The 20399-nt window shown below is 68.5% G+C and carries 21 protein-coding genes and 1 pseudogene; 3 read left to right on the forward strand and 19 right to left on the reverse strand.

The window, feature by feature from the left end; genetic code table 11:
- Positions 1-384: 384 nt before the first annotated feature.
- Positions 385-1331, reverse strand: a protein-coding gene (locus tag OG430_RS40775) for an IS5 family transposase (RefSeq protein ID WP_442816646.1) whose coding sequence is annotated in 2 segments (ribosomal slippage) — positions 385-942 and positions 945-1331 — 945 coding nt in all. Because the reading frame shifts where the segments join, the coding sequence is not laid out codon by codon here.
- Between the two features lie 132 nt (positions 1332-1463).
- On the opposite strand from OG430_RS40775, the pseudogene OG430_RS40780 reads away from it, so the two are divergent.
- A pseudogene (locus OG430_RS40780) lies at positions 1464-2272 on the forward strand (ISAzo13 family transposase); the annotation flags it as partial.
- Positions 2273-2505: 233 nt separating this feature from the next.
- Here OG430_RS40780 and OG430_RS40785 read toward each other — a convergent pair.
- From OG430_RS40785 to OG430_RS40845, 13 genes are all read right to left on the reverse strand, one after another.
- Positions 2506-2883 (reverse strand): hypothetical protein, encoded by a 378-nt coding sequence (locus tag OG430_RS40785; protein WP_327357704.1) that lies wholly within the window; start codon positions 2881-2883, stop codon positions 2506-2508.
- A gap of 146 nt (positions 2884-3029) precedes the next feature.
- The gene (locus OG430_RS40790; protein WP_327357705.1) at positions 3030-3386 is read right to left on the reverse strand and encodes a hypothetical protein; all 357 of its coding nucleotides are present in this window, start codon (positions 3384-3386) and stop codon (positions 3030-3032) included.
- A complete protein-coding gene (locus OG430_RS40795; RefSeq protein WP_327357706.1) occupies positions 3383-4432 on the reverse strand; it encodes a hypothetical protein in 1050 nt (349 codons plus the stop codon). The genes OG430_RS40790 and OG430_RS40795 overlap by 4 nt, the downstream gene beginning before the upstream one ends.
- Before the next feature lie 92 nt (positions 4433-4524).
- The gene (locus tag OG430_RS40800) at positions 4525-5760 is read right to left on the reverse strand and encodes a glutathione synthetase (protein WP_327357707.1); all 1236 of its coding nucleotides are present in this window, start codon (positions 5758-5760) and stop codon (positions 4525-4527) included.
- Between the two features lie 40 nt (positions 5761-5800).
- Positions 5801-7150: an ATP-grasp domain-containing protein gene (locus tag OG430_RS40805; protein ID WP_327357708.1), complete on the reverse strand. Its 1350-nt coding sequence runs from the start codon at positions 7148-7150 to the stop codon at positions 5801-5803.
- A gap of 207 nt (positions 7151-7357) precedes the next feature.
- Entirely contained in the window at positions 7358-7738 is a 381-nt protein-coding gene (locus OG430_RS40810; protein ID WP_327357709.1) for an SH3 domain-containing protein, read from the reverse strand.
- 74 nt (positions 7739-7812) lie between these two features.
- A complete protein-coding gene (gene egtD, locus OG430_RS40815) occupies positions 7813-8826 on the reverse strand; it encodes an L-histidine N(alpha)-methyltransferase (RefSeq protein WP_327357710.1) in 1014 nt (337 codons plus the stop codon).
- Positions 8823-10016 carry an MFS transporter gene (locus tag OG430_RS40820; RefSeq protein ID WP_327357711.1) on the reverse strand — a complete coding sequence of 398 codons (1194 nt, stop codon included), beginning with the start codon at positions 10014-10016 and terminating at the stop codon, positions 8823-8825. Before OG430_RS40820 ends, egtD begins: the two co-directional genes overlap by 4 nt.
- 107 nt (positions 10017-10123) lie before the next feature.
- Positions 10124-11404 (reverse strand): MFS transporter, encoded by a 1281-nt coding sequence (locus tag OG430_RS40825; RefSeq protein WP_327357712.1) that lies wholly within the window; start codon positions 11402-11404, stop codon positions 10124-10126.
- A 323-nt stretch (positions 11405-11727) separates the two neighbouring features.
- Positions 11728-12105, reverse strand: coding sequence for an SH3 domain-containing protein (locus OG430_RS40830; RefSeq protein ID WP_327357713.1), 378 nt, complete (start codon positions 12103-12105; stop codon positions 11728-11730).
- A 115-nt stretch (positions 12106-12220) separates the two neighbouring features.
- The gene (locus OG430_RS40835) at positions 12221-12739 is read right to left on the reverse strand and encodes a hypothetical protein (RefSeq protein ID WP_327357714.1); all 519 of its coding nucleotides are present in this window, start codon (positions 12737-12739) and stop codon (positions 12221-12223) included.
- 178 nt (positions 12740-12917) lie between these two features.
- The gene (locus OG430_RS40840) at positions 12918-13448 is read right to left on the reverse strand and encodes a hypothetical protein (RefSeq protein WP_327357715.1); all 531 of its coding nucleotides are present in this window, start codon (positions 13446-13448) and stop codon (positions 12918-12920) included.
- A gap of 181 nt (positions 13449-13629) precedes the next feature.
- Positions 13630-13983 (reverse strand): SH3 domain-containing protein, encoded by a 354-nt coding sequence (locus OG430_RS40845; protein WP_327357716.1) that lies wholly within the window; start codon positions 13981-13983, stop codon positions 13630-13632.
- A 599-nt stretch (positions 13984-14582) separates the two neighbouring features.
- Here OG430_RS40845 and OG430_RS40850 point away from each other — a divergent pair.
- Together OG430_RS40850 and OG430_RS40855 are read left to right on the forward strand one after the other, a co-directional pair.
- Positions 14583-15176 (forward strand): DNA-binding protein, encoded by a 594-nt coding sequence (locus tag OG430_RS40850; RefSeq protein ID WP_327357717.1) that lies wholly within the window; start codon positions 14583-14585, stop codon positions 15174-15176.
- Between the two features lie 200 nt (positions 15177-15376).
- A complete protein-coding gene (locus OG430_RS40855) occupies positions 15377-15946 on the forward strand; it encodes a hypothetical protein (protein WP_327357718.1) in 570 nt (189 codons plus the stop codon).
- 504 nt (positions 15947-16450) lie between these two features.
- On the opposite strand, the gene OG430_RS40860 is transcribed toward OG430_RS40855, so the two are convergent.
- The 5 genes from OG430_RS40860 to OG430_RS40880 all read right to left on the reverse strand — a co-directional run bounded on the left by OG430_RS40860 (position 16451) and on the right by OG430_RS40880 (position 20375).
- Positions 16451-17005: an AAA family ATPase gene (locus OG430_RS40860; RefSeq protein ID WP_327357719.1), complete on the reverse strand. Its 555-nt coding sequence runs from the start codon at positions 17003-17005 to the stop codon at positions 16451-16453.
- Positions 17002-17712 (reverse strand): PIG-L deacetylase family protein, encoded by a 711-nt coding sequence (locus OG430_RS40865; protein ID WP_327357720.1) that lies wholly within the window; start codon positions 17710-17712, stop codon positions 17002-17004. The genes OG430_RS40860 and OG430_RS40865 overlap by 4 nt, the downstream gene beginning before the upstream one ends.
- Complete coding sequence (locus OG430_RS40870; RefSeq protein ID WP_327357721.1) at positions 17709-18377, reverse strand: hypothetical protein; 669 nt, start codon at positions 18375-18377, stop codon at positions 17709-17711. The genes OG430_RS40865 and OG430_RS40870 overlap by 4 nt, the downstream gene beginning before the upstream one ends.
- Positions 18378-18889: 512 nt before the next feature.
- Positions 18890-20083: an acyl-CoA dehydrogenase family protein gene (locus OG430_RS40875; RefSeq protein ID WP_327357722.1), complete on the reverse strand. Its 1194-nt coding sequence runs from the start codon at positions 20081-20083 to the stop codon at positions 18890-18892.
- A 52-nt stretch (positions 20084-20135) separates the two neighbouring features.
- Positions 20136-20375 (reverse strand): hypothetical protein, encoded by a 240-nt coding sequence (locus OG430_RS40880; protein ID WP_442816647.1) that lies wholly within the window; start codon positions 20373-20375, stop codon positions 20136-20138.
- Positions 20376-20399 lie beyond the last annotated feature (24 nt).

Consider the following 20399-nt stretch of genomic DNA (forward strand, 5'->3'; position numbering starts at 1 on the left):
GCGGAGTGCGCCTTGCGGCTGCGGCACTGCCGACGCTGTGCTGCAGCGATGATGTCGAGTCGGTTCCTGGTGTGTGTCAAGTCCTCATGGGTGGCGCTCCAGTTCGCCTATCGAAGCTCACTCTGAAAGCCTAGTGACTGGCGTATCAACTCGTCAATCAAGTCTTCCTGTGCTTGAGATAAGTCGCTACTTAATCACGCAGTCGAGCGCTATCGTCCTCTTGTTGAATCCCTTAGCTCCTGAATGTCTGTAGCTGGCCATGTACGTGAGCCTCGGTCGCACGCTGGTGGGCACGCCGCACCGTGGAATAGACCCTTGGGTCCTGTGTGATCGCATCCTGTGCGCGCGTTGGTCAGGAACTGGAGCCGACTGGCGGCCCCAGCCTTAGGCCGTTTCTGATGGCTCTTGGACGGTGTCGTGTAGCCAGATGGCGATGGCGGCGACGGTCAGGGTGCCGTTGAAGATGTAGTCGCGTTTGTCGTACCTGCTGGCGACCGCACGGAACTGCTTCCACTTGCTCACGCATCGCTCGACGGCGCTGCGGTGGCGGTACTGGTCCTTGTCGAAGGCTGGGGGACGGCCGCCCGCCCGGCCTTGCCGGCGGCGACGCTCGCGCTGGTCACGGGGCTGGGCGATGGTCGCCTTGATGTGCCGACGCCGCAGGTAGGCGCGGGTGTCGCGGCTGGAGTACGCCTTGTCACCGCGCAGGCGGTCTGGGCGGATGCGGGGGCGGCCCGGCCCGCTCCGCCTGATGCGCAGGCTCTCCAGCACGGGGACGAGCATGGGGTTGTCGCCCCGCTGGCCGGGCGAGGTCTGCCAGACCAGCGGGCGGGCCCGGTCGTCGGCCAGCAGATGGACCTTGCAGGTCAGTCCGCCCCGCGAGCGCCCCAACGCCTCACGCCCATCTGCCTCCACACGCGCTCCGCCCCCTTTTGCGGGAAGTCACGCGGCGGCTGATGCCGGGCCCCCGCCGCATGCTGATGCGCCCGGCACGAGGTGGAGTCGATGTTCACCGCCCACTCAGCGCCCTTCTGCGCGGAGCGGGCCAGCGCCCCATCCGGGTCGGACGCATCGGCCTCGATCTGCAGCTCGGCCAGGATCCGCTGCCAGGTTCCGTCCGCCGACCAGCGGCGATGCCGCTCATACACGGTCTGCCAGGGCCCGTATCGCTCGGGCAGATCGGGCCACGGCACCCCAGTGCGGGCCCGGTACAGCACTCCGTTGACCACCCTGCGGTGATTCGCCCACTGCCCACCAGGGCTGCCGTTCACCGGCAGCAACGGCTCAACCACTCGCCACTGCGCATCAGTCAATTCATGGCGTCGCACCATACGACACGCATGCCCAGCCCCAACGCTGATCCACCCACCCAGCAAGAGCCATCAGAAACGACCTAGGGCTCGCGCGAGAACTGCGTGGTGATGTCCGAGAAGTCCCCTGCTGACTTGTGGTAAGCCCGCAGGGTGCTGACTGAGGGCGAGATCGCTTCGCGATTCACGAGGATCCGCCCGTTTCTGGACGAGCGGCAACGACGGTTGTGGTTGGGGTCGGAGGCTGCTGAGCTGGGTGTTTCCGGTGTCGCGATTGTGGCGCCGGACGGCCGGATGCGCGGGCCCGGTGGTGGCCGCCCGGCGGTGACCGATCTCGATGCCGGGCTGACGCCGGCCCAGCGGGAGCTGGTCGATCCCGAGACCCGGGGGATCCGATGTCGCCGTTGTGCTGGACGACCAAGTCGACTGCGCACCTGGCTGGGGCACTGACCGAGGGCGGTCATCCGGATTCGGCGCGGACAGTGGCCGGGTTGCTCAAGGCTGAGGGGTACTCGCTGCGGGGCAACGTCAAGACCATGGAGGGTAGGCAACATCCCGACCGGGACGCAGAGTTCAGGTACATCAACGAGCAGATGACGGCGTTCACCGCTGCCGGGGATCCGGCGATCAGCGTGGACTGCAAGAAGGAGCTGATCGGGAACTTTGCCAACGGCGGCGCCGAGTAGGCCCCCGCCGGACGCCGGGAGGAAGTGTCCGTGCATGACTTCCCCGATCGGGAGCTCGGCAAGGCGGCGCCCTACGGGGTCTACGACCTGGCGACGAACACCGGCTGGGTGAACGTGGGGATCGGGGCGTACACCGGAGCATTCGCGGTCGCCTCGATCCGTGGCTGGTGGACCCAGGTCGGGAGCTCTGCCTATCCGCAGGCTCGGCGGCTGCTGATCACCGCAGATGCCGGCGGGTCGAACGACGCGCGGCTAAGGCTGTGGAAGACCGAGCTGGCCGCCTGCGCCCCCTACTTGAGGATGGGCCGGGTAGGTTCTGGGTTGGTGCCGTAGGGATGGGCGCGGTGTGCTGCGGCGCCGCGGACTTGACACATGGGCAGACGTGGCTCGCTCTGTGGAAGATGAGCAGTGCGCCGCCTGCTGCGAGCAGGACGCCGGCGTCGGCCGTACCGCGGATACGTCATCTGCTTGTCTCCCTTGGGCGTCGTCCGGATCGGTGGAGCCGCCGGTCAGATCGACTGGGTGGCCATGCCGTGGACGAACCACACGAGCCAAAGCACGGGCAGCACGCCGACGTATGCGAGGGGGCGCTTGTGGACCGGCCTGCCTTCGTCCAGAGCCTGTTGTCCGTAGCCCGGCTCCGGGGGAGGCAGGGCTCGGACCTTCCGGTAGGAGACGAGGTTGGACAGGAGGGCGAAGGGCGCGAAGAGGAGCAGCGAGAGCGGGCTCCACCAGCCCTGCCACAGCGTCTGGGTCGTCGCCGTCCGGATCATTTCGATGCCGCAAGTCCGGCACAGCGCCTCGTCCACCTTGATGAACCGCATGAAGAAGAGGAGGCCTTGGTGGGCCCGGACGACGGTGTGCGTGAAGCTCTGGGCGCCGCACACCGTGCACCCCAGAGCGGGTGCGGGGGGCCACGGGCCGATTCCCGGGGCGGGAGCGGGCCAGCCGGCGTGCGGTCCTGGGTATCCGGCATTTGTTCCGTAGGGTGCTCCGCCTTGGGCGGCCGGGTAGCTGGGATAGGGCTGCTGAGTCATCGGTGTGCCTTCACGTCGATGGGTGGTGTGACAGTCGCGTCGGGGCGGAAGCCGTCCTGGAACTCGGGGTGTCGGGAAAAGGTGCTGAATGCCACACACCGAAGGACCCAGCCGAGTGCATCCATCTGGCCGCCGAAGTAGCCGGAGGGGTCCCGGAGGGGCGCGTGCCGGGTCTCGAACTCGGCGAGGGCGTCCTCGATGCCGGCCAAAGCCTTGATCTCTGCGCCGCAGCCATGGGCCGCGACCTCCGCCAGGCGTTTGTGCAGGAAGACGCACAGTGCACGGTCTCGCTCGACCCTCAGCGCCGCTGTCTCGTGCTCGGGGAGGGCGGGCATCTCGAAGCGCATGCTCACTGCGAGTCCACCATCCGGTACTCGCGGCCGATCACCGATGCCGTGCCGGACTCGGGCAGGCGGGCGATGAGCATGCCCTCGTAGGTGTTGACGACCGCGTCACGCGGAAGGGGGTTGAAGACCGACTCGTCCGTGTTGGGACTGATGTCGTAGTCCATCGCGTGTTCGGGCTTGAGTTCGTACGTGCTCTTGTGGGCGGTGGGAGACACGGTCAGTGCCCCGCCGCCCTTCAGCCTCAGGGAGTACGTGCGGGTGAAGCGCGGCTCGATCTCGGCGTAGGTCGTGGTCGCGAAGCGGGAGTTCTTCCCGCTGTTGCGGTCACGGTGGATCTTGAGGGCGCTCTTGGCGACCGCCGTGGTGTGGGAAAGCTTGGAGCCGGTCTGCTTGCCGCCCGTGACGAAGAGGTCCTCGAATGCGTGCCGGACGCTGTCCGGGGCGAGGGTCCCCGAGGTGTGGGTGGCGGAGACTTCTGTGGCCAGGCCGCTGCGGCTCGTGTCGATTTGAGGGAGGTCTTCGGTGCGGACCGCCGCCACGAGCTTCCAGGAACCGTCGACCTGGTCGAATATCAGCAGCGCTGAAGGGCTGCTGCCCTTGCTGAGGCCTTTCGCGACGGCCCGCGCGGCGAACCAGTCCGCACCCGCGGGTATGTAGTAGCGGCGCTGCTGGTAGTAGAACGGCTTCCCATACTTCTGACGCTCCTCGGCCGTCCCGGTCTTGAGCTCGGTGTAGTCGGCCTTGCTCTGCTCGTAGACCTGCCCGCCTTCGACCGTGCCGAGGAGTTTCGCGTCCCGCGCCTTGTTCGCACGGTTGTTGACCGACACGTACCGGTCGAGGATCTTGCTGGCTTGGGCCTCGCTCACGGCTCCCTTCGGGGCAGGGCTGGCGGTGGCACTGGGCTTGTTTCCCTGGTCGCTGGCCTGTGTGTCTTCGTTGACGGGTCCGCAGGCGGCAACGGCGGCCGCGGTGCCCACGGCGATGGTGACCAGCGCGAGGCGCTGCAGCCGTCGGGACTGCGCGGAGCGGACTGGGGTACGGCGAGAGGGCACTTGTTTCCTCCTGAGGGTTGCTTCACGGGGGGTGCGGGCGGCCGCGGTACTCGAGCTGGCGGGCTCGATGCGAGGCGTCATGGCTGGTGGTGTCATGGAGGGCTCCCGTAGAGGCCGATGCTCTCGGAGGCCCTGATCACCTGGTGGTCCTGGTTGATCGCCCGGCTGTCGTTCGCGACCAAGAGGAGCCGACCGGCGATCTGGCCGGCGCGGACTGGGGTGTTGGCGTGGAGGTCGGTGGTGGCGGCCACGGTCGGCAGGGTGGTGATGGTGCGCAGGAGCGCGGGGTCGAGCGCTCCGTCGCGTCGCGGCAGGAGTGCGACCTTCGTGACGTGGGCGCGTCGCTGCGGCGGGGCTTCGTAGCGTTGGCCGGCGGTGAGCAGCAGGGCGGTGTCCCGGATGGGGTCGTGGCCGGTGGCCCGGCGCAGTACGTCGGAGGCGAAGTCGGCGTGGGGGCTGGTGCGCAGGGACAGCAGGGCTGGTCCGCGGTCGAGGATGAAGGTGACCGTGGCGTCGGCGGGGCCGTAGTGCACGCCCAGGGCGGTGAGCGCGCGCATCGTGTAGAGGGCGAGGGCACGGGCGAGCAGCCCGTGCCGGCTCAGCAGGTCGGTGCGGACGACCTGTTGGTCGGGGGTGCGGATCTCGGACCAGATCGCGCTGATGGAGTGCTCGGGGCTGCCGTCGGGGCCGGGGCCGGTCAGGGTGTGGATGCGGTACTGGGTGCCGGTGAGGTGTTCGCGCAGCACGAGTGGCTGGTTGGTGGAGTGCCGGAGGTGGGCCCAGGCGTAGGCGATGTCGTCGGGGGTGCGGCAGTAGCGCGCCGGGTGTGGGTGGTCAGGGTTGGGGTGCTGGAGGACGAGTCCGGTCACTTGAGTGAAGGCGGCCCATTTCAGGGCGTTGGCCAGGCGGGAGGTGCGGATACTGCGCGGGGCGGTGATGCCCGAGTCGAGGAGCGCGGCGGTGGTGAAGCCGGTGTCGCGGCGGATGTAGGCGCTCTCCGGGGCGTTGCCAGGCAGGTGGAGGCGGTCGGCGAGGCGGTCGGCGAGTTCGGCGCCGGCCGGTGATCCGGCGATGACGGCCTGGACGCCAAGGTGAGCGAGGCGGGCGGCGGTGCGGCGCAGGCCGCCGCGGTGGGTGAGGTGCCTGAGGTAGCCGTCGGTGTCGGCGGGCGGGCGGGCGGTAGGCGTGCTGACCGCCACGGTGTTCCAGCCGTGCCGGGCCAGCGCGGGCAGGTACAGGTCGCCGGCGCCGGCAGGGCTGATGACGGCGGCCGTCCCGCTGCGGTGCGCGGGCGGGGCCGCCGTGGGGGCGGGGGCGGCGAGGGCCATGGCGTGATGCTCCTGGGACGTGATCGGGTGGGGCTCAGAGTCAGGCGACGCAGGCGGTGGTGGTGATGGCGGGCTGGATGTGGATGCGGTTGCGATCTTCGACCTGACGCAGGCGTTGGAGGCAGGTGTCCGGGTCGGGACCGGTGACGACGGCCAGGGCGATGCGGTCGCGCACGGTGGCGTGGTCTCCGGAGGTGACGTGGTCGCCGGGGTCTGCGGTCCAGGTGAACCGGTCGAGCCAGGCCGCCGTCATGCGGGTGGTCATGGTCGTGATCTGGCCGGCGACGGGCGGGTAGAAGAGTTCGACGGCGGCGGACTGGCTCTGGCTGGGGACCAGTTCGGGGTCGGCGCCCATGGCGAGGTCGGCGGTGATCTGCGGGAGGTTCAGGCCCGTCGCCAGGTGGACCAGGTGCGGGATGAGGTCGCCGCCCAGGCGGGCGTTGATCTCGATGAGGCGGGGGCCCTGCCCGGTGAGGCGCATCTCGACGTGCATGACGCCGCTGGTGATGCCGACTGCGGTCAGAGCGGCCCGGGCGACGTCACGGATCTGCGGGTCGGCCAGGAGGGGGTCGGTGGCGTCGACGAGGTGGCCGCTCTCCAGGAACGCGGGTTCGCTGACGAGGTACTTGCGGGTGACCGCCGCGATGTGGACGGTGCCGTGGCCCAGGACGACGCACTCGACGCTGATCTCGGGTCCGTCCAGATACTCCTCGACCAGCACGCCGGGGGTTCCGGTGTGCTCGATGCCGAACAGTCCCGCTGACTTGGCCGATTCGAAGGCGGCGCGGACCTGCTCGGGGGTGTCGGCGCGGTGGACGCCGGCGCTGCCGGCCAGGGAGCGCGGCTTGATGACGACTGGTCCGTCGAGCAGTACGGCGTATTCGACGGCGGTCTCTGCGCTCGTCACCAGGTACGAGCGGGCGGAGGGAACGCCCGCGGCGGCGAGCAGGGAACGGGTGAGGTATTTGTCGCGGCAGGCGGCAACGGCGGCGGGGGTGTTGCCGGGGAGCATGAACTGTTCGGCCAGCTGCGCGGCGAGCTCGACGTGGTTCTCCGCGTAGGTGAGGACTCCGGCAACTCCTCGGCCGTCGGCGAGCATGCGCACGGCCCTGGTCACGGCGGCGCGGTCGGCAAGGTCGACGCTGAGCGTGGTGTCGGCCAGGTCGCGGGCCCACTGCGGCGGCTTGGCATCAAGCAGGGCGACAGGGTGGCGTGCAGCGATGTGCTCGAGGGTGTAGCCGCGCCAGATGCGGCTCCCGGCGCCCAGCACCACCAGCAGCGGCCCAGGCTCATCGGTCCAAGTGGGCTGCTCCTGCCGTGTGTTGAGGCCGTAAGGGTGCAGGTCGCGGCTCGTCCTGCTGGAGCTTCGGCCGGGGCCGGGCACGTTCATGGGCAGACTTCCGTTCACGTTGGTCGGGGAAGGGGCGTGCGAGCGCCCCTCGGGGGCGTGGCCCGGCGCGCCCGGAGTGGCGGCGGGCCGGGTGGCTGCTGTTGAAGTGGCGGGAGGCGGGCATGCCGACCCGGGGGCAATGACGCTGCTGGCGCGGTCTCGTGGGATGCCCCTGGGCCCGAGGGCGGTCCGCTCGCCGGGCGGAGGTCAGGCGATGGCCGCGTACTTCCAGGAGATCCAGCCCCAGGCGCCCTTGTGGTAGCCGGTGCGGACCTTGCCGTAGTACCAGTACTTCTTGCCGTCCTTGCTGAGCCAGGTGCACTTCATGTTGATCACCGTGCCCTTGGCGAGCTGGCCCTTGGAGTAGTAGCCGGTGCCCGGCCCGTTGCGGAGGTTGACGTTGCTTTTGATCGTCTTCCAGTTCCCGATGGCGCCACCCGCATTGCAGGCCGAGGAGCCGACCGCGCTCGCGGACGGCGCGGCCATCAGGGTGGCGGCCGCTCCCATGGCCATCGTCGCGGCCGCGATTCCAAGCCGTCGGGTCCGCCGGGCCGTGGGCCGTGTGGACGTCATGTCGGTGCTGTTCATGTGCGTGCCTTTCGTAATGGCGGCGGGAGGCATGGCGGCACCGTCCTTGGTTGCGAGGTGCAGGCTGGAGTGGCTCATGGCAGCTCGCTGCCGGCGGCTGAGGACCGGGAGGGACGGGGATGCGCGGTGACCGGTGTTGCGAGGGCAAGGCCGTAGCGCTGAAGGGAGTCGGTCCACCAGTGCTCCAACTGGAGATCCACGGCCGCTAGTTCGGCTGCCAATCCGGACGGCCGGAACTTGGCGGAGATCTCGGTGCGCATCTCCTCGCCGGCCGCGAAGTCCACCGCGAGATCGAGGACAGGGACCTTCACGGTCTGGGCCTTGCGGGACCGCAGCCGCATCTCGATCCACTCGTTCGTCGCATCCCACCAGGCGACATGCACGAAGGCGTCGGTGTTGAAGTCCGCGCCGAGTTCGCGGTTGATGACGCTCAGCACGTTCTTGTTGAATTCCGCCGTCACCCCGGCCGCGTCGTCGTACGCCGCCAGGAGCACCGACTCGTCCTTGACGAGGTCCACGCCGAGCAGCAGCGCGTCTCCAGGCTCCAGAAACTCCCGTACGGAGCTGAGGAATACCGCCCGCTCCGCAGGAAGCAGGTTGCCGAGCGTGCCGCCGAGGAACGCGACCAGCCGCGGGCCTTGTGTAGGGGGCAGCAGCAGCCCGGTGGTGAAGTCGACGATCTGTCCGTGCACCCGCAGCGCCGGACGCTCAGCGGCCAGTGCCCGCCCGGCCTGTACCAGGGCGCTCTCGCTGACGTCGACCGGCACGTACATGTCGAGGTCCGGCAGTTCATCCAGCAGGTGGCGGGTCTTGTCCGATGAGCCGGAGCCCAGCTCGATCAGGGTCCGCGCCCCGGTGACCGAGGCGATCTCGTCGGCACGGGCCAGCAGGATCTCCCGCTCGGCGCGCGTCGGGTAGTACTCGTCCAGGGCGGTGATCTGCTCGAAGAGCGCGCTGCCCCGGGCGTCGTAGAACCACTTGGGCGGCAGCGTCTTCAGGCTCTGGGGCAGTCCGTTGAGGACGTCGGCGCGCAGCGCGGTGTCGGTGGCGTCCTCGGGCAAGGTGCGGGTCAGCTGGAACGGGCTCACGTAAGGAGCTCCTTTGAAAGGGCGGGCTCAGCCACCGGTGGGCGGGAGGGGGCGTCGGCCGCGGGCCGGCGGCCGCCGGTGACGAGGACGAGGCAGGCCGCGGTCGCGCCGGCAGGCAGCAGCGCCATGGTCGGGAGGAGTCCGGCGACGGCGGCGCCCAGCGCGCACCCCACGTCGAGGGCAGCCACCAACAGCGCATGCGCCTCGGTGACATGTCCGGGCGGGGCGTACGAGCTGGTCTCGACGAATGCGCCGGCGAGCAGTGGGGCCATGGCCAGGCCGGGCAGAACGATCGCGGCCAAGGCGGTCGTGGAGCTGCCCGCTGCAGCCAGCGGGAGCCAGCCGAGGGTGAAGGCGAGGGACAGCACGAGCAGGTGCCGGTCCGTACTGCCTGGCCACACCCGCCAGCCGTAGGCGAGGCCGCCGAGGGCCGCGCCTACGGACAGCACCGCCGGGAGTCCTCCGGACAGCGCCGGGGCGGCGAAGCGGTCGGCCGCCTCCATTGCCAGAGGTGTGAGTGCACCCATAGGGAACCCGACTCCCACCATGGCCAGGTACAACACCCGCAGGCGCGGGGAATGGAGCGGGCCGAGCCAACCCCTTCGGGTGGGGCGGGACTTGCCCGCCCAGGAACGGGAAGGCGGCGTGCTCACCACCATGGCGGTGCCCGCCAGGCCGAGCGCGGCGGTTACCAGCAGCGCCCCGGAAACCGAGGCCGCCATGGTGAGGGCAGCCACCAACAGCGGGCCGACGACATAGATCAGTTCCTGGGTCGCCGAATCCAACGACAGGGCCACTCGCCGATGACCGCGGGTGGGCATCATTGGCCCCGTTCCCCACAACGCCCGAAGCGCCGCGTCCAGGGGCGGCCGGGCCGCTCCGGCGACCGAGACCGCCACGAGCACCCACCCCATGTGCCACGGCCCGACGGCCAGTGAGATGAAGGCGACGCCGCTGAGGGCGGCACCGGTGACGAGCGTGCCCGTCTGCCCGAAGCGGTCGACGAAGCGGGCGCTCACCGGGCCGCCAACTGCGTTGGAAAGCAGGAAGATCGCGGTAAGTCCGGCGGCTGACCCGTGGCCGGCCTCTTTGGCGGCGCCGAGGAGGATCGCCAGCGGAGCCATCGCGGTGGGCAGGCGGCCAATGAGCGTCCCGGCCAGCTGCCGGGATGCGTACGGAACACGCAGCACCTCGCGGTACCGGACAGCCGCGACCGGCCCGGACCCTGTCGCACGGGCGACGTCTGGGATGGTGGCTCCGGCCATATCGTGGGGACGCGCTGGTCCCGCCAGGGTGGTCACAGGTCCGCCCCCTTCGGCTTCCAGGCCGCGGGACTCGCCGGGAGTGCGGGCGGCGCCGACCAGCGATGCAGCAACGCGGCCAGCGGCAGGCACAGGGCCGCGCCCAGCAGGCCCGCCGTGAAGATCGAGGCGGCGGCCAGGGACTTGCCGCCGTGCCCCAGCGCCCAGGCGGTCATGGCGGGGGCCACGATCACGGCGCCGGCCAGGGTGGTGCCCCAGGCGCCGTGATAGATGCCGCGCGCGCTGGCGGGGGCGATGAGGTTGAGGATGTTGTCCGCGCAAACGAAGAAGATGATCTCGCCGGGGACGGCGAGCATGACCGCGAGGCTGTACTCGAGAGTGGTGCTGGCGAGTGCGGCACTGCCCATGCCCACCCCGAGCAGCACCGCGCTGAGCGCCAGCAGTCGGACCATGGGGGCTCCGGTGTCGGCCCGTCGGCTCAACCAGGGCGCCATCAGCGGGGTGGCCACAACGACCGTGAGCGCGTTGGCCACTTGCGTCAGCCCGTAGGCCGAGGCGTCCAGGCCGTCCTCGGACATCAACATCGGCAACGCAGAGAAGAGGGCGGCCGCGCAGGTCAAGGTGGCCAGGCTCGACAGCGACAGCAGCCACAGCCGGCCGTCCCTCAGCGCCGCCCGGCCCCACCCACGTCCCCGTGCAGCCGTTTCCCGGCACTGTTCTCGATCCAGGTATCGCAGGGCGATAGCGCAAAACGTCACGCAGGCAGCCGAGTTGGCCCAGAACAGGGTGGTCATGCCGACCGGCTTCACGAGGAGGCCGCCCACGCAACCGGTGAGTGCGGCGCCTACGTTGATGACGAAGTGGCGGGCGGCGTTGATCTTGGCGCGTCGTGCAGGCTCGGTGATGAGGTCTGCGATGGCGGCGGAGACCACTGGCCGGGGGGCGTCGTAGACGAGCCCGACGACAAAGGCTCCGCCGTAGACGGCGATCGGTGCCCGGGCCGCGGCCAGCAGGGGAAGTACGAGTGCGGCCAGCAGCATGGCCGCAACGAGCGTCGAGCGACGCCCGATCCGGTCGGCCAGCCAGCCGCACAGCAGTTGTCCAGCCAGCCAGCCTGCGCCGAAGGTCGCCAGGATCTGGCCGATGCTCTGCGTGCTGAAGTGGATCTCGGCCAGGTGGTAGGCCATGAAGGGGTAGCTGTAGCCAAGGGCGCGTACCACGAATGTGCCGCCGAGCAGCGCCCAGATCGCCGGAGGCCAGCGGGGCGCTCTGGGGACAGGGGCCGATTCGGTCACGCGCAAGACGGTGGTGGACACAGGCGCTCCAGGGAGAGGTCACGGGCCTTCAGCGGTGTGGTCTCGGCGTCTGACGGGTCCCGGGCGCCGGGCAAGGGGGATGGGGAAGCGGGGGAGAGGAGGCGCCGCCGGGGATGGCGGCGCCTCCTCACTGGCCAAGGAAGCGCTCGAGAACCAGGTCGAGCGCGGCCGGGCTTGTCACAGGGACGACAAGCCTTGTCCTTGGGCCGGGACCGTCCGGGCGGGGGATGATCCGTCCGGACGGGGGATCAGCGGGTGCTGACCGGTGGCAGATGCGGCGAGCCCGGTCGGCGCCGCGCGCTCAACGGGGCATCGGCGGCTGCTCAACTGGTCTGCGTCGGCACGCAGTCCGAGAGGTACGTCGAGGCGACCCAACCGGTGGTGCCCTTGGGCAGCCCGGACTTGGAGCGCTTGCCGAGCTTCAGCTTGATCCAGCCGCGCTTACTGTCGACCTTCTTACCCCAGTCGTTCTTGTAGAGGTGGCCGAGGCTGCGATGGCTGGTGCTCGGCCCGGAGCGGATGTTCACGCCGGCGCCGCGGTAGACCTGGTAGTACTTCCCGGGCTTGCACGGCATCGCCGTGACGCTCGCGGGCGACGCCATGACGGAGGGGGCCGAGACGAGGGAGGCCGAGGCGCCCATGGCCAGCGTGGCCGCGACGATGGCCGTGCGCTGGACGATTTTTCTCCTGATGTCGATCACAGAATCTCCAGGTGAGTTGGTTCGTTTCAGGGCATTGAGGAACTCGCGCCGAGGGCTCGTGAGCCGACGACGATCAGGGCGGGGCAGGGGGCGGAGCTCGGGGCGCAGACCCGGGTCAGGTGACGGACTTGGTGCCGGTCAGCTGGCGTGTCTGGGTGCCGCGGCCGTCGTTGGCCGCGTCGAAGGAGATGACTCCGTCCGCGGTCCACTGCTTCGACCGGGTGCGAACGCTCGCCTTGTCGGCGAACGCCTTGCGGTAGTCCGCTTCGGAGCCGTTGACGTCGCTGGTGACGTTCTCGGTGGCCGAGTCCTTGGAGTCGTTGTTGTGCTCCAGGCGGACCTTGATCCGCAAACTGTTGAAGCGCTTGCCGCCGGTGTAGAAGGAGGTGCCGTCCCAGTCGACGCGGTCCACGTACGCCTCGTACCAGCGATAGCCGGAGCTCGCCTGGTCCAGGCGTACGCAGATGCGCACCTTGAGGTCGACATCCGGCTTGTTCGGCAGCGGAGGCTCGCGCTTAGTTGTCTTGCATTCAGGGGCTGCGGCCTGCGCCGGGGTTGGAGCCAGGGTGACAGCGGCGGCAGCGAGGGCGACCGCGACGGGCGCGGTCCGGATCAGGGCGGGACGAAGGCGCACAGCGTGCACTCCTGTCAGGGCAAGGGGAGATGGGGCAGTTGGTGGCTCGGCAAGCGGGCCGCGCAGCGCGCAGGGGATCGGCGTTGCGGAGTCGTCGGGAGCCGTCACGGGCCTGGCGAGTACGCCACGGCCGGGGCAGCATTAGCGAGGCCCGGGCATCGCTGACGCTCCGCGACGGCTAGACCTTCTTCGTCCAGGCGAAGCCCTGCCCCCGGTCGCCATCACCGTCGTTGTTCCAGTTCAGGTACAGCGTGGGAGCCACATGCGTCCGGTAGCTGCCGGCCCTCCACTTGTAAGTCCGGGTGTCGTACGACCCGTTGTAATTCGCGTTCGAGTTCGAGTTCTCCAACGCCCGCTCGATGCCGTAGTACGTCAAGGTCTTGTGGCGCTTGCTGTTTCGGATCCGCAGCGTCAAGTGCGCCGAATCGAAGATCCCCGAGTCGTCGACCTGCCCGTATGTCGGGCCATCCCACGAGACGTGGGACTTCACGTACACATACGACCCACTCCGCTTGATGCACGTGTTGACCGTGACGTCCCAGTTGTCGGGCCACGGGCCGTCGTAGTTGTTGTCGTCGATTTCATGCGAGTTGTCTTCGCACTTCCAGCTGGACGCGGCGGAGGCCGTGGTGGTGGTGACGAATGTGGCTCCCACTACAGCCAGGGTGGTGATCAGGGCGGCAGCGGCGGTGCGCTTGAAGGCGAGCATGGTGCTCCTTCAGGTGGAGGTGAAAGGGTGCGCGGCCAGCTGTGAGCTGGCGGCTCCAGAGCGCGCGAGTGGCGCGCGTGGCGCAGATGCACGGGATCTGGCGCGTACTTGGCGGCCGTGACGCGGTCTTAGTCCGGGGGCTGGCGTGGCGCGGGTCGTGCGCCCGGGACGCGGGTGGGGCTCAGGCGAGGCCGCCGAGGCCGCTGCGGTGGGCCCAGCCCCTGGTACCCGGGGGCAGGCCGCTCTTCGACGTCTTCGACAGCTGTACGTATTCCCAACTGCCCCTCGAGCAGAGGAGCTTCACCGGGTCGCCGCGGAAGAGATACCCGCGGCTGGTGTATCCGGTGCCGGGGCCGCTTCGTAGGTTCCAGCCGTTCTTGCGGACCGTGCTGGATTCCCCGTTGCTCCAGTTCACCGTGCACTTGGAGTGCTCGCCGACTGCGTGCGCGGCGGGGGCGGTCGCGACTACGCCGGCGGTCACCGACAGGGCAAGCGTGGCCGTGGTGGCAAGTCGAGCGGGAGCACGAAGTCGCATGGGATCCCTTCAATTCATGGGGTGGGGACATGGGTGACGGGGCGAGACGCCGGCGGTTCTATGCGGCCTTCCTCCGGCATGCGACCGAGGCCTGAGTTGTCGTCGTGGCGCCGCGCCGCAAGGCGATGGATGCAGCGACAGCGGCTCCAACCTGAATGGCCTCCATGGGAATCGGGCGAAACGAGACGGCGCGAGATGCGGCGGTGGAGACCCGCACTCGATTCGGCGAGGAGGCGTGCTCGGTCACGACCGCGTCGCAATCAGCGGAAGAGTCGTCCCCGAACATGATTGCCCGCCTTGTATAGAGTGAACCGAGCGCCTATTGCCATCCTATCGAATCATGAGTCAGCCTTCTATTCAATAGGAAGTTGACTGCGACTCAATGAGTGCCGCTGCATGGGACATGTGCAGAACTGGCTGCGACTGCAAGACCGACCTGAGCCTCTTCGCCAAGCTGCGCCTCTTGCCGCACCCGCCCTCGGCCTGAGGGGGCGCGGAGGCTACGACTTCCGGAATCTGCCGTGCGTCTATGTGGCGACGGCTCAGGACTATGTGGCAACCCGCCTGGGGGCCGCGCCGAGCGCGCCTATGATCGACGCATGCCGTCGCCCCTTCCCACGTCCCTTGCTGTGTCCGACGCCATCACCCACTACCGCCAGCTGCGCGAGCTGACCATCGACGAGCTGGCCTATGTGCTCCGGATGCTCGATCACCCGACCCCGGCCGACGCCCTTGCGGAGATGGAGCGATGCGCTCGCCCCGTGACCGTCGACGACCTCGTCGCGATCGCCTACGCGCTCGACACGACCCCCGCGGTGCTGCTGTCGCACATTCCCATCGACATGCCGGAGCCTGAGGGGCCCCTTGCTACGGGTCTCCCCGGCGACGTCGACCAGTTCGAGCTCCGCGCCTGGCTCGAAGGGAAGACCACGCTCGACCGCGAGTCGCGGGTGGACTGGTGGAAAGAACGCCTCGCCCGCATCAGAGTCCGGTCGGCACATCATGAGGAGCAGCTACAGGCTGCGTACGCGGAGCTGCGCGAGCTCGGCGACCTGGCGCTCCAAGAAGCTGACGCCCCGCCTGTGCAGCGCCTGCAGTGGCGCATCCAGGACGGCGAGCATGCGCTCAATCAGTCCGAGGTTGCGCTGGCGCTGACTGAGCATCGGCTCAGCAATCTCCGAGAAGAGGCCTGACGCCTGAGTCCTGGCCAGTCAAAGGCCCTATCCATAGGCGACTTTGACTGGCCTTCTGTTGCTAGGCGGTACATCTGGTATAGCAATCTGCAACACGGCTGTCGTCGCGTCAGGCGTCTGCAATCCCGCAGATGCCACCGACCCAACCTCCGCAGAGCTGAACCCGACCGACCATCCAGAACGAACGAAGGAGGAACGCCATGAAGACCACCAGGACCGCGCCTGCGACGCGGACCAAAATTGTCGTGTCCACCGCGGCCCTGGCCGGGGGCGCGTTCATGCTCACCGCCTGCGGCGGGAGCAGCGATGCTGCTTCCTCACAGAGCCCCAGCAGCAGCCAGGCTTCCAGCTTCGACGGTGCCTACATCTCCATCACCGACGGGGCCCACGGCGGCATTGCAGCCGTCGACGGCCACAAGATCACGTACATCGACGTCACCGCTGGCGACCAGCAGTGCCAGTTGACCACGACGGCCCTCGACGACATCAAGCACGGCTCGATCGTCAAGGCTGGTAAGACCGGCAAGGGCCAGTACCAGGTCCTCTCGACCGGCACGATCAACAACGGCCGGACCAGTGTGCTCTGGGACGACGTCAACGGCTCCGACCAGACAGGCACTGACCCGGGATCCGGCTCGATCTCGATGTCGGACAGCATGATCACACTCGGGTACACCTTCACCTACTCGATCGACCAGGTTCAGCTTGTCCCCGCCGACAGCGACCAGGCGAAGGCATTGATGGCCAAGGACTGCAACCAACGCAGCTGATTGCCGCACCACGCAGGTAGCGCAGAACCCCGTGGACATCACGTCCAACTGCACCATCAGAGTGCGGATCCGCCGAGGTGGCCAGTAACGAAACGGGGCTCTGAACAGCGCACTTCACATCATCGCTATCTGCCAGATCCGTGACGGCGGCCGCGGCCAGGACTACTACCGGCGCAAGATCGCCGAAGGTAAGACGCCGGCTGAAGCCCGTCGGGCGCTCAAGCGTTGCTTGTCCAACGTCGTCTATCTCCGAAGGCCGGCAACCCCGTTGCGGGGCTACAAATACGGTAATTGTGGGTGGGCAGGTGGCCGTTGAAGCGTGCGCACGCCCTCTCGGTGTCCAGTGTCACGCGTGCGGGTAGCACGCCGTGCTCGATGGCGTGTCGAGAAGGGCAGACCGGGGCCGATGCCGGGGTGCGCGGGATGCCCCAGTCCTGCTGGTCCCTGCGCCGAGGCGCGGCTGGTAAACACCTGAGGGGGCTATCCCACCGGCCTCCACGCCGCTCACGAAGACCGCAGCAAGTCGAGGGCCCGCGCGCTAACTTGATCGGGGTTAAGGCCCGAGGTGTCGATGACCTCGGCGCCCCCATGGAGCCAGGCACCGTAGGCCTGCACATAGTCAGGTAGCTTCCTGCGCCGGAACTGGCGGACCTGCTCGCTCTTCTCCTCGCTTCCGGGGAACTCCATGCTGGACCTGATGCGGTCGGCGATGGTCGCGGAGTCGGCGTGCAGCAGCAGGTGGCGCACTTCGATGTCCGCCGTTTCCAGCTGCTGGAAGATGTCCGTGGCGTAGTCCTGGCGCAGCAGCGTCATCGGCACGATCACCGGGCCGCCGTGCGTGTATCGGTCGAGCTCCAGGCACAGGGCAGCGACCAGGACCCGCCACATGCGGTAGTCCTGGTAGTCCCGCCTACGTGAGGGGTGCTGATTCAAAGTGGTGCGCAGGAGATCGCCGATGCTTTCGGGGTCGGCGATGACACTGCCGTCACACCGTGCACGGAGCAGGGCGGCCGTCGTCGTCTTCCCACCACCGAATGCGCCGTTCAACCAGACGATCATGGCTGCTGCTCCTGAGTACGTGGCGGACAGGCGGCGGGCTGCCGGGCGATGGGGAGGTCCTCTCGGCCCGCGAACTCGATCTGCCTCGCCGTGCGGAAGAGCTCGGTGTATTCCGATCCTGGTGGGAAGCGCTCTACCACCCTGTGGTGGACGTACTGGCGGTGGGCGACTGCGGCCATTATCAAAAAGGCGTCCATGTCGAGTTGGGACTGCGAGGCGAAACACTTCAGGGCGGCGTCCTTGGCTTGCAGCAGCTTCTTGGTGCCGACGAATACCTTGTTGGGTTCGAAGCCGACACTGTAGGGGGAGCGGAGGTAGCAGAGGTCGTTTGCTTCGCGCAGGGCGACCGTCGTGACCTCCTGTGCGGTGATGCTGTGGTCGAGGTGCTGGTCGTCGGGGAAGTGGGTGTAGACGATGTCTGGCCGTCCTTCGGCGAATACCTCGAACAGACCGGCGTTGATCTCCACTCGGCGTTCCACGAACTGGTTGTCTGGGATGTCGGCGAAGGTGTAGGCGTCGACACCCAGGACAGCCGCGGCGGCCCGGCACTCCTCAGGCCGCTCCGCCGCCCCGGTTGGACCCGGTGTGCCCGTGCTCAGGCAGTGGACGCGGATGCGCGCCCCGGCGTCGGCGTACGCACGGATGCGCATGCCCATGGCGATCTCGGCGTCGTCGGGATGGGCCACGACAATCAGTACGTATGTCACCGGCGCTCCTGGTGTGAGTGGGCCCTCAGTACGAGGGCGCTGCGAAGGACCCGCCCGTCCAGCCCCTTCCAGCGGAAGGGCCCGGCCTTACTGGTGGGCCACTGGAGGTAGTGCATGCTGCCGACCACCCGAGCAGTGGCGCGATCGAGGTAGGCAATCTTGGACGAGGCCCCGCCGTCGGGGTGGTACATGCCGGCCGGGTCGAATCCGGCGGCCGCACAGGCCATGGCGGTCTCTTGCGGGGTGGCGCCACGGAAGAACTGCGTCTTGGGGGCGCCGTCGAGGACCTGGAGCACTAATTCCCTCCCCTGCAGGCCGACCAGGGTCCGGGCAAATCGCTCGTCGCGGAACGGCGAGGCGCCCAGGCAGGCGTCGTAGGCCCGCGTGCGGCCGGCGGCGGCATCGGCGACGCTCGGCCCCAGCGAGATACCCGACTCCAGACCCTGTGCGTCCCGCCCAGCGAACTGGGTGATCTCAACGGGTGCGCCGAGCCGGATGTCCCCGGACCAGGGGTGCCTGGCTCGCAGCACGAAGTTCCCGTCGAACAGATCGGCACCGCCACCGGGCCGGATGGCGACCACGCGGTGTCCTTGTCCCTCACGCCAGGCCACCACGTAGTCGACGACCTCGCGGTTGCACGGTGTGCGGTTGGAGGTTGCGTCCACGTGGCGGGAAAATCCGGTACGCGGGTGTTTGCTGTAGCGGACTTGGCAGTTGGCGGCGCCGAAGACGGTTATCGCGCCCGTACAGAGCTGGGTCCCCGCCGGTCAGCTTGATGCTGTCGACGCCCTGGGCCCGGACCTCGTGGGCGACGGCCAGGAGCTGGACGGGGTGCAGTTCGGTGTTCTTCGTGGTGGCGACCGCCTCCCGGGAGGGACGGCAAAAGAAGCAGAACCTGCCACAGCGGGAGTTCAGCGTGACCCGGAACTGCGGGGTGCGCGGCCGGGTGGTCTCCTCGTGTTCCCTGACATCCATCAGCACAGCGTGTTCGCTCCATCTACCGGCAACAACGACTTTGAGGGGTGGCCGATGTCAGGGAAGCGCGGCGCGTGCCGCGCTTCCCTGACATCGGCCAGGTCGGGGGCTTGAGCCCCTTCACGGCGGACGGGGACGGATGGGTTTCCGGGCACGGCCGAGCCGTGGAGGAACGCGATCGTGCACGTGGATCTCCACAAGGTCAGGTGAGAGCAGGGGTTTTGGCGGCGGACAGGCGTTGCGACCACGGGCTCTTGGCCTGGCCGAGGGCGACCTCGGCCAGGCGTAACAGTTGGATGTCGGAGGTGCCGGCGGGCGCGAAGATGTGGAAGGCGTCGCGCAGGTAGCGCTCCAGCGGGCTGTCGGTCATCAGGCCGGCCGCCGCGTGGATTTCCATGGCGGCGCGGGCGGAATCGAGGGCGGATTCCGTGTTGATGAGCTTGGCATTCATCAAATCGGCGTCGCAGGGCTCGCCTGCGTCGAGGAGGTGAGCGGCGTGGTACGCGGCGAGGCGGGCTGTCATAAGGCGTGACTGGATCTGCCCGACCTTCAGCTTGATGGTGGGCAGTTGATGCAGGGCCTGGCCGTAGCGGATCCGGTCTTCCGTGAAGCGAGTGGTCTGCTCCAGGATCGCCTCATGGATACCGAGCGCGACGGCGGTCAGGTTCGCGCGCCCGTACAGGACGCTCGAGGAGTAGGCGACCTCCACGCCCTGGCCTTCATCACCGAGCCGGCTGGACGCGGGAATCCGGCAGTCGGCAAACTGCAGCTCGCCGAAGCTGAATCCGTGCAAGCCTAGCGTCCGGCGGTGCTCGGGCAGGGTGAGCCCTGGCCGCTCGGACTCGACCAGGAACGCTGTCAGTCCTCGGGAGCCTTCGCCGGTCCGGGCCACGACGCCGTGCAAATCGCCGATGTGGCTGTTGCCGACGAACACCTTGGAACCGTTGAGGACGTAAGAGTCACCGTCGCGTTCGGCGGTCATCTGCATGCCGAGGACGTGGCTGCCAGATCCTTCCTCGGTGACCGCGATCGTGGGCAGGCACATTCCGGCGGCGATCCGCGGCAGCAAGGTGTCCTTCTGCTCGTGGCTCCCGAAATGGAGAATCTTCGCCGTGCCGAGCTGGGAGGCCTGCACCATCGCGCCCATCGCGGCACTGACCCGGGAGAGCTCCGAGATGATGAGGGTCTTGGCGAGGTGGCCGGCGGCCATCCCGCCGTGCTTCTTGCCGATGGTGGCGCCGACCCAGCCGCGCCGGGCGATCTGGCGGGCCAGTTCGTACTCGATGTCCTGGCTGGCCTCCATGTCCGCGACTTGGGGTGCGACAACCTCCTCGGCGAACGTACGCACCTCGTCACGGAGCTGCAGGTGGCTGTCGGTCAGGAACAACTCGGACACTGAATTTCCCCATCTGTTGGAACACCCGGGGGTGTTGTCGGCGAGGCGATGACTACGGGAGCCGCAGGTGGGCGCGGTCGCAGACGAGCTGCAGCACGCGGTCGCGGTACTTCTTGATCAGGGTCCGCGAGGCCTGGCCCGTGGACTTGTCTCTGACGTCCAGCCCGACGAAGCAGACGGTGCCGAAGACGTCGCTGCCGCGTCCGTCGGGGCTCTCGTAGATGAGGGGAGCCCCTGCGTAGGTTTGTATTCCGAGTTTGTCGACGACCGGATTCACCGCGAAGCGGGGCATGACGTACACGGTGGGCAGGACCAG

The sequence above is a fragment of the Streptomyces sp. NBC_01304 genome (genome assembly GCF_035975855.1).
GTDB lineage: Bacteria > Actinomycetota > Actinomycetes > Streptomycetales > Streptomycetaceae > Streptomyces.

Coding starts and splice junctions, on each gene's coding strand:
- OG430_RS40800 (WP_327357707.1), bottom strand. CDS start 5,760: ATGGCCCTCGCCGCCCCCGCCCCCACGGCGGCCCCGCCCGCGCACCGC.
- OG430_RS40840 (WP_327357715.1), bottom strand. CDS start 13,448: ATGCTCGCCTTCAAGCGCACCGCCGCTGCCGCCCTGATCACCACCCTG.
- OG430_RS40855 (WP_327357718.1), top strand. CDS start 15,377: ATGAAGACCACCAGGACCGCGCCTGCGACGCGGACCAAAATTGTCGTG.
- OG430_RS40810 (WP_327357709.1), bottom strand. CDS start 7,738: ATGAACAGCACCGACATGACGTCCACACGGCCCACGGCCCGGCGGACC.
- OG430_RS40850 (WP_327357717.1), top strand. CDS start 14,583: ATGCCGTCGCCCCTTCCCACGTCCCTTGCTGTGTCCGACGCCATCACC.
- OG430_RS40845 (WP_327357716.1), bottom strand. CDS start 13,983: ATGCGACTTCGTGCTCCCGCTCGACTTGCCACCACGGCCACGCTTGCC.
- OG430_RS40860 (WP_327357719.1), bottom strand. CDS start 17,005: ATGATCGTCTGGTTGAACGGCGCATTCGGTGGTGGGAAGACGACGACG.
- OG430_RS40805 (WP_327357708.1), bottom strand. CDS start 7,150: ATGAACGTGCCCGGCCCCGGCCGAAGCTCCAGCAGGACGAGCCGCGAC.
- OG430_RS40880 (WP_442816647.1), bottom strand. CDS start 20,375: ATGCCCCGCTTCGCGGTGAATCCGGTCGTCGACAAACTCGGAATACAA.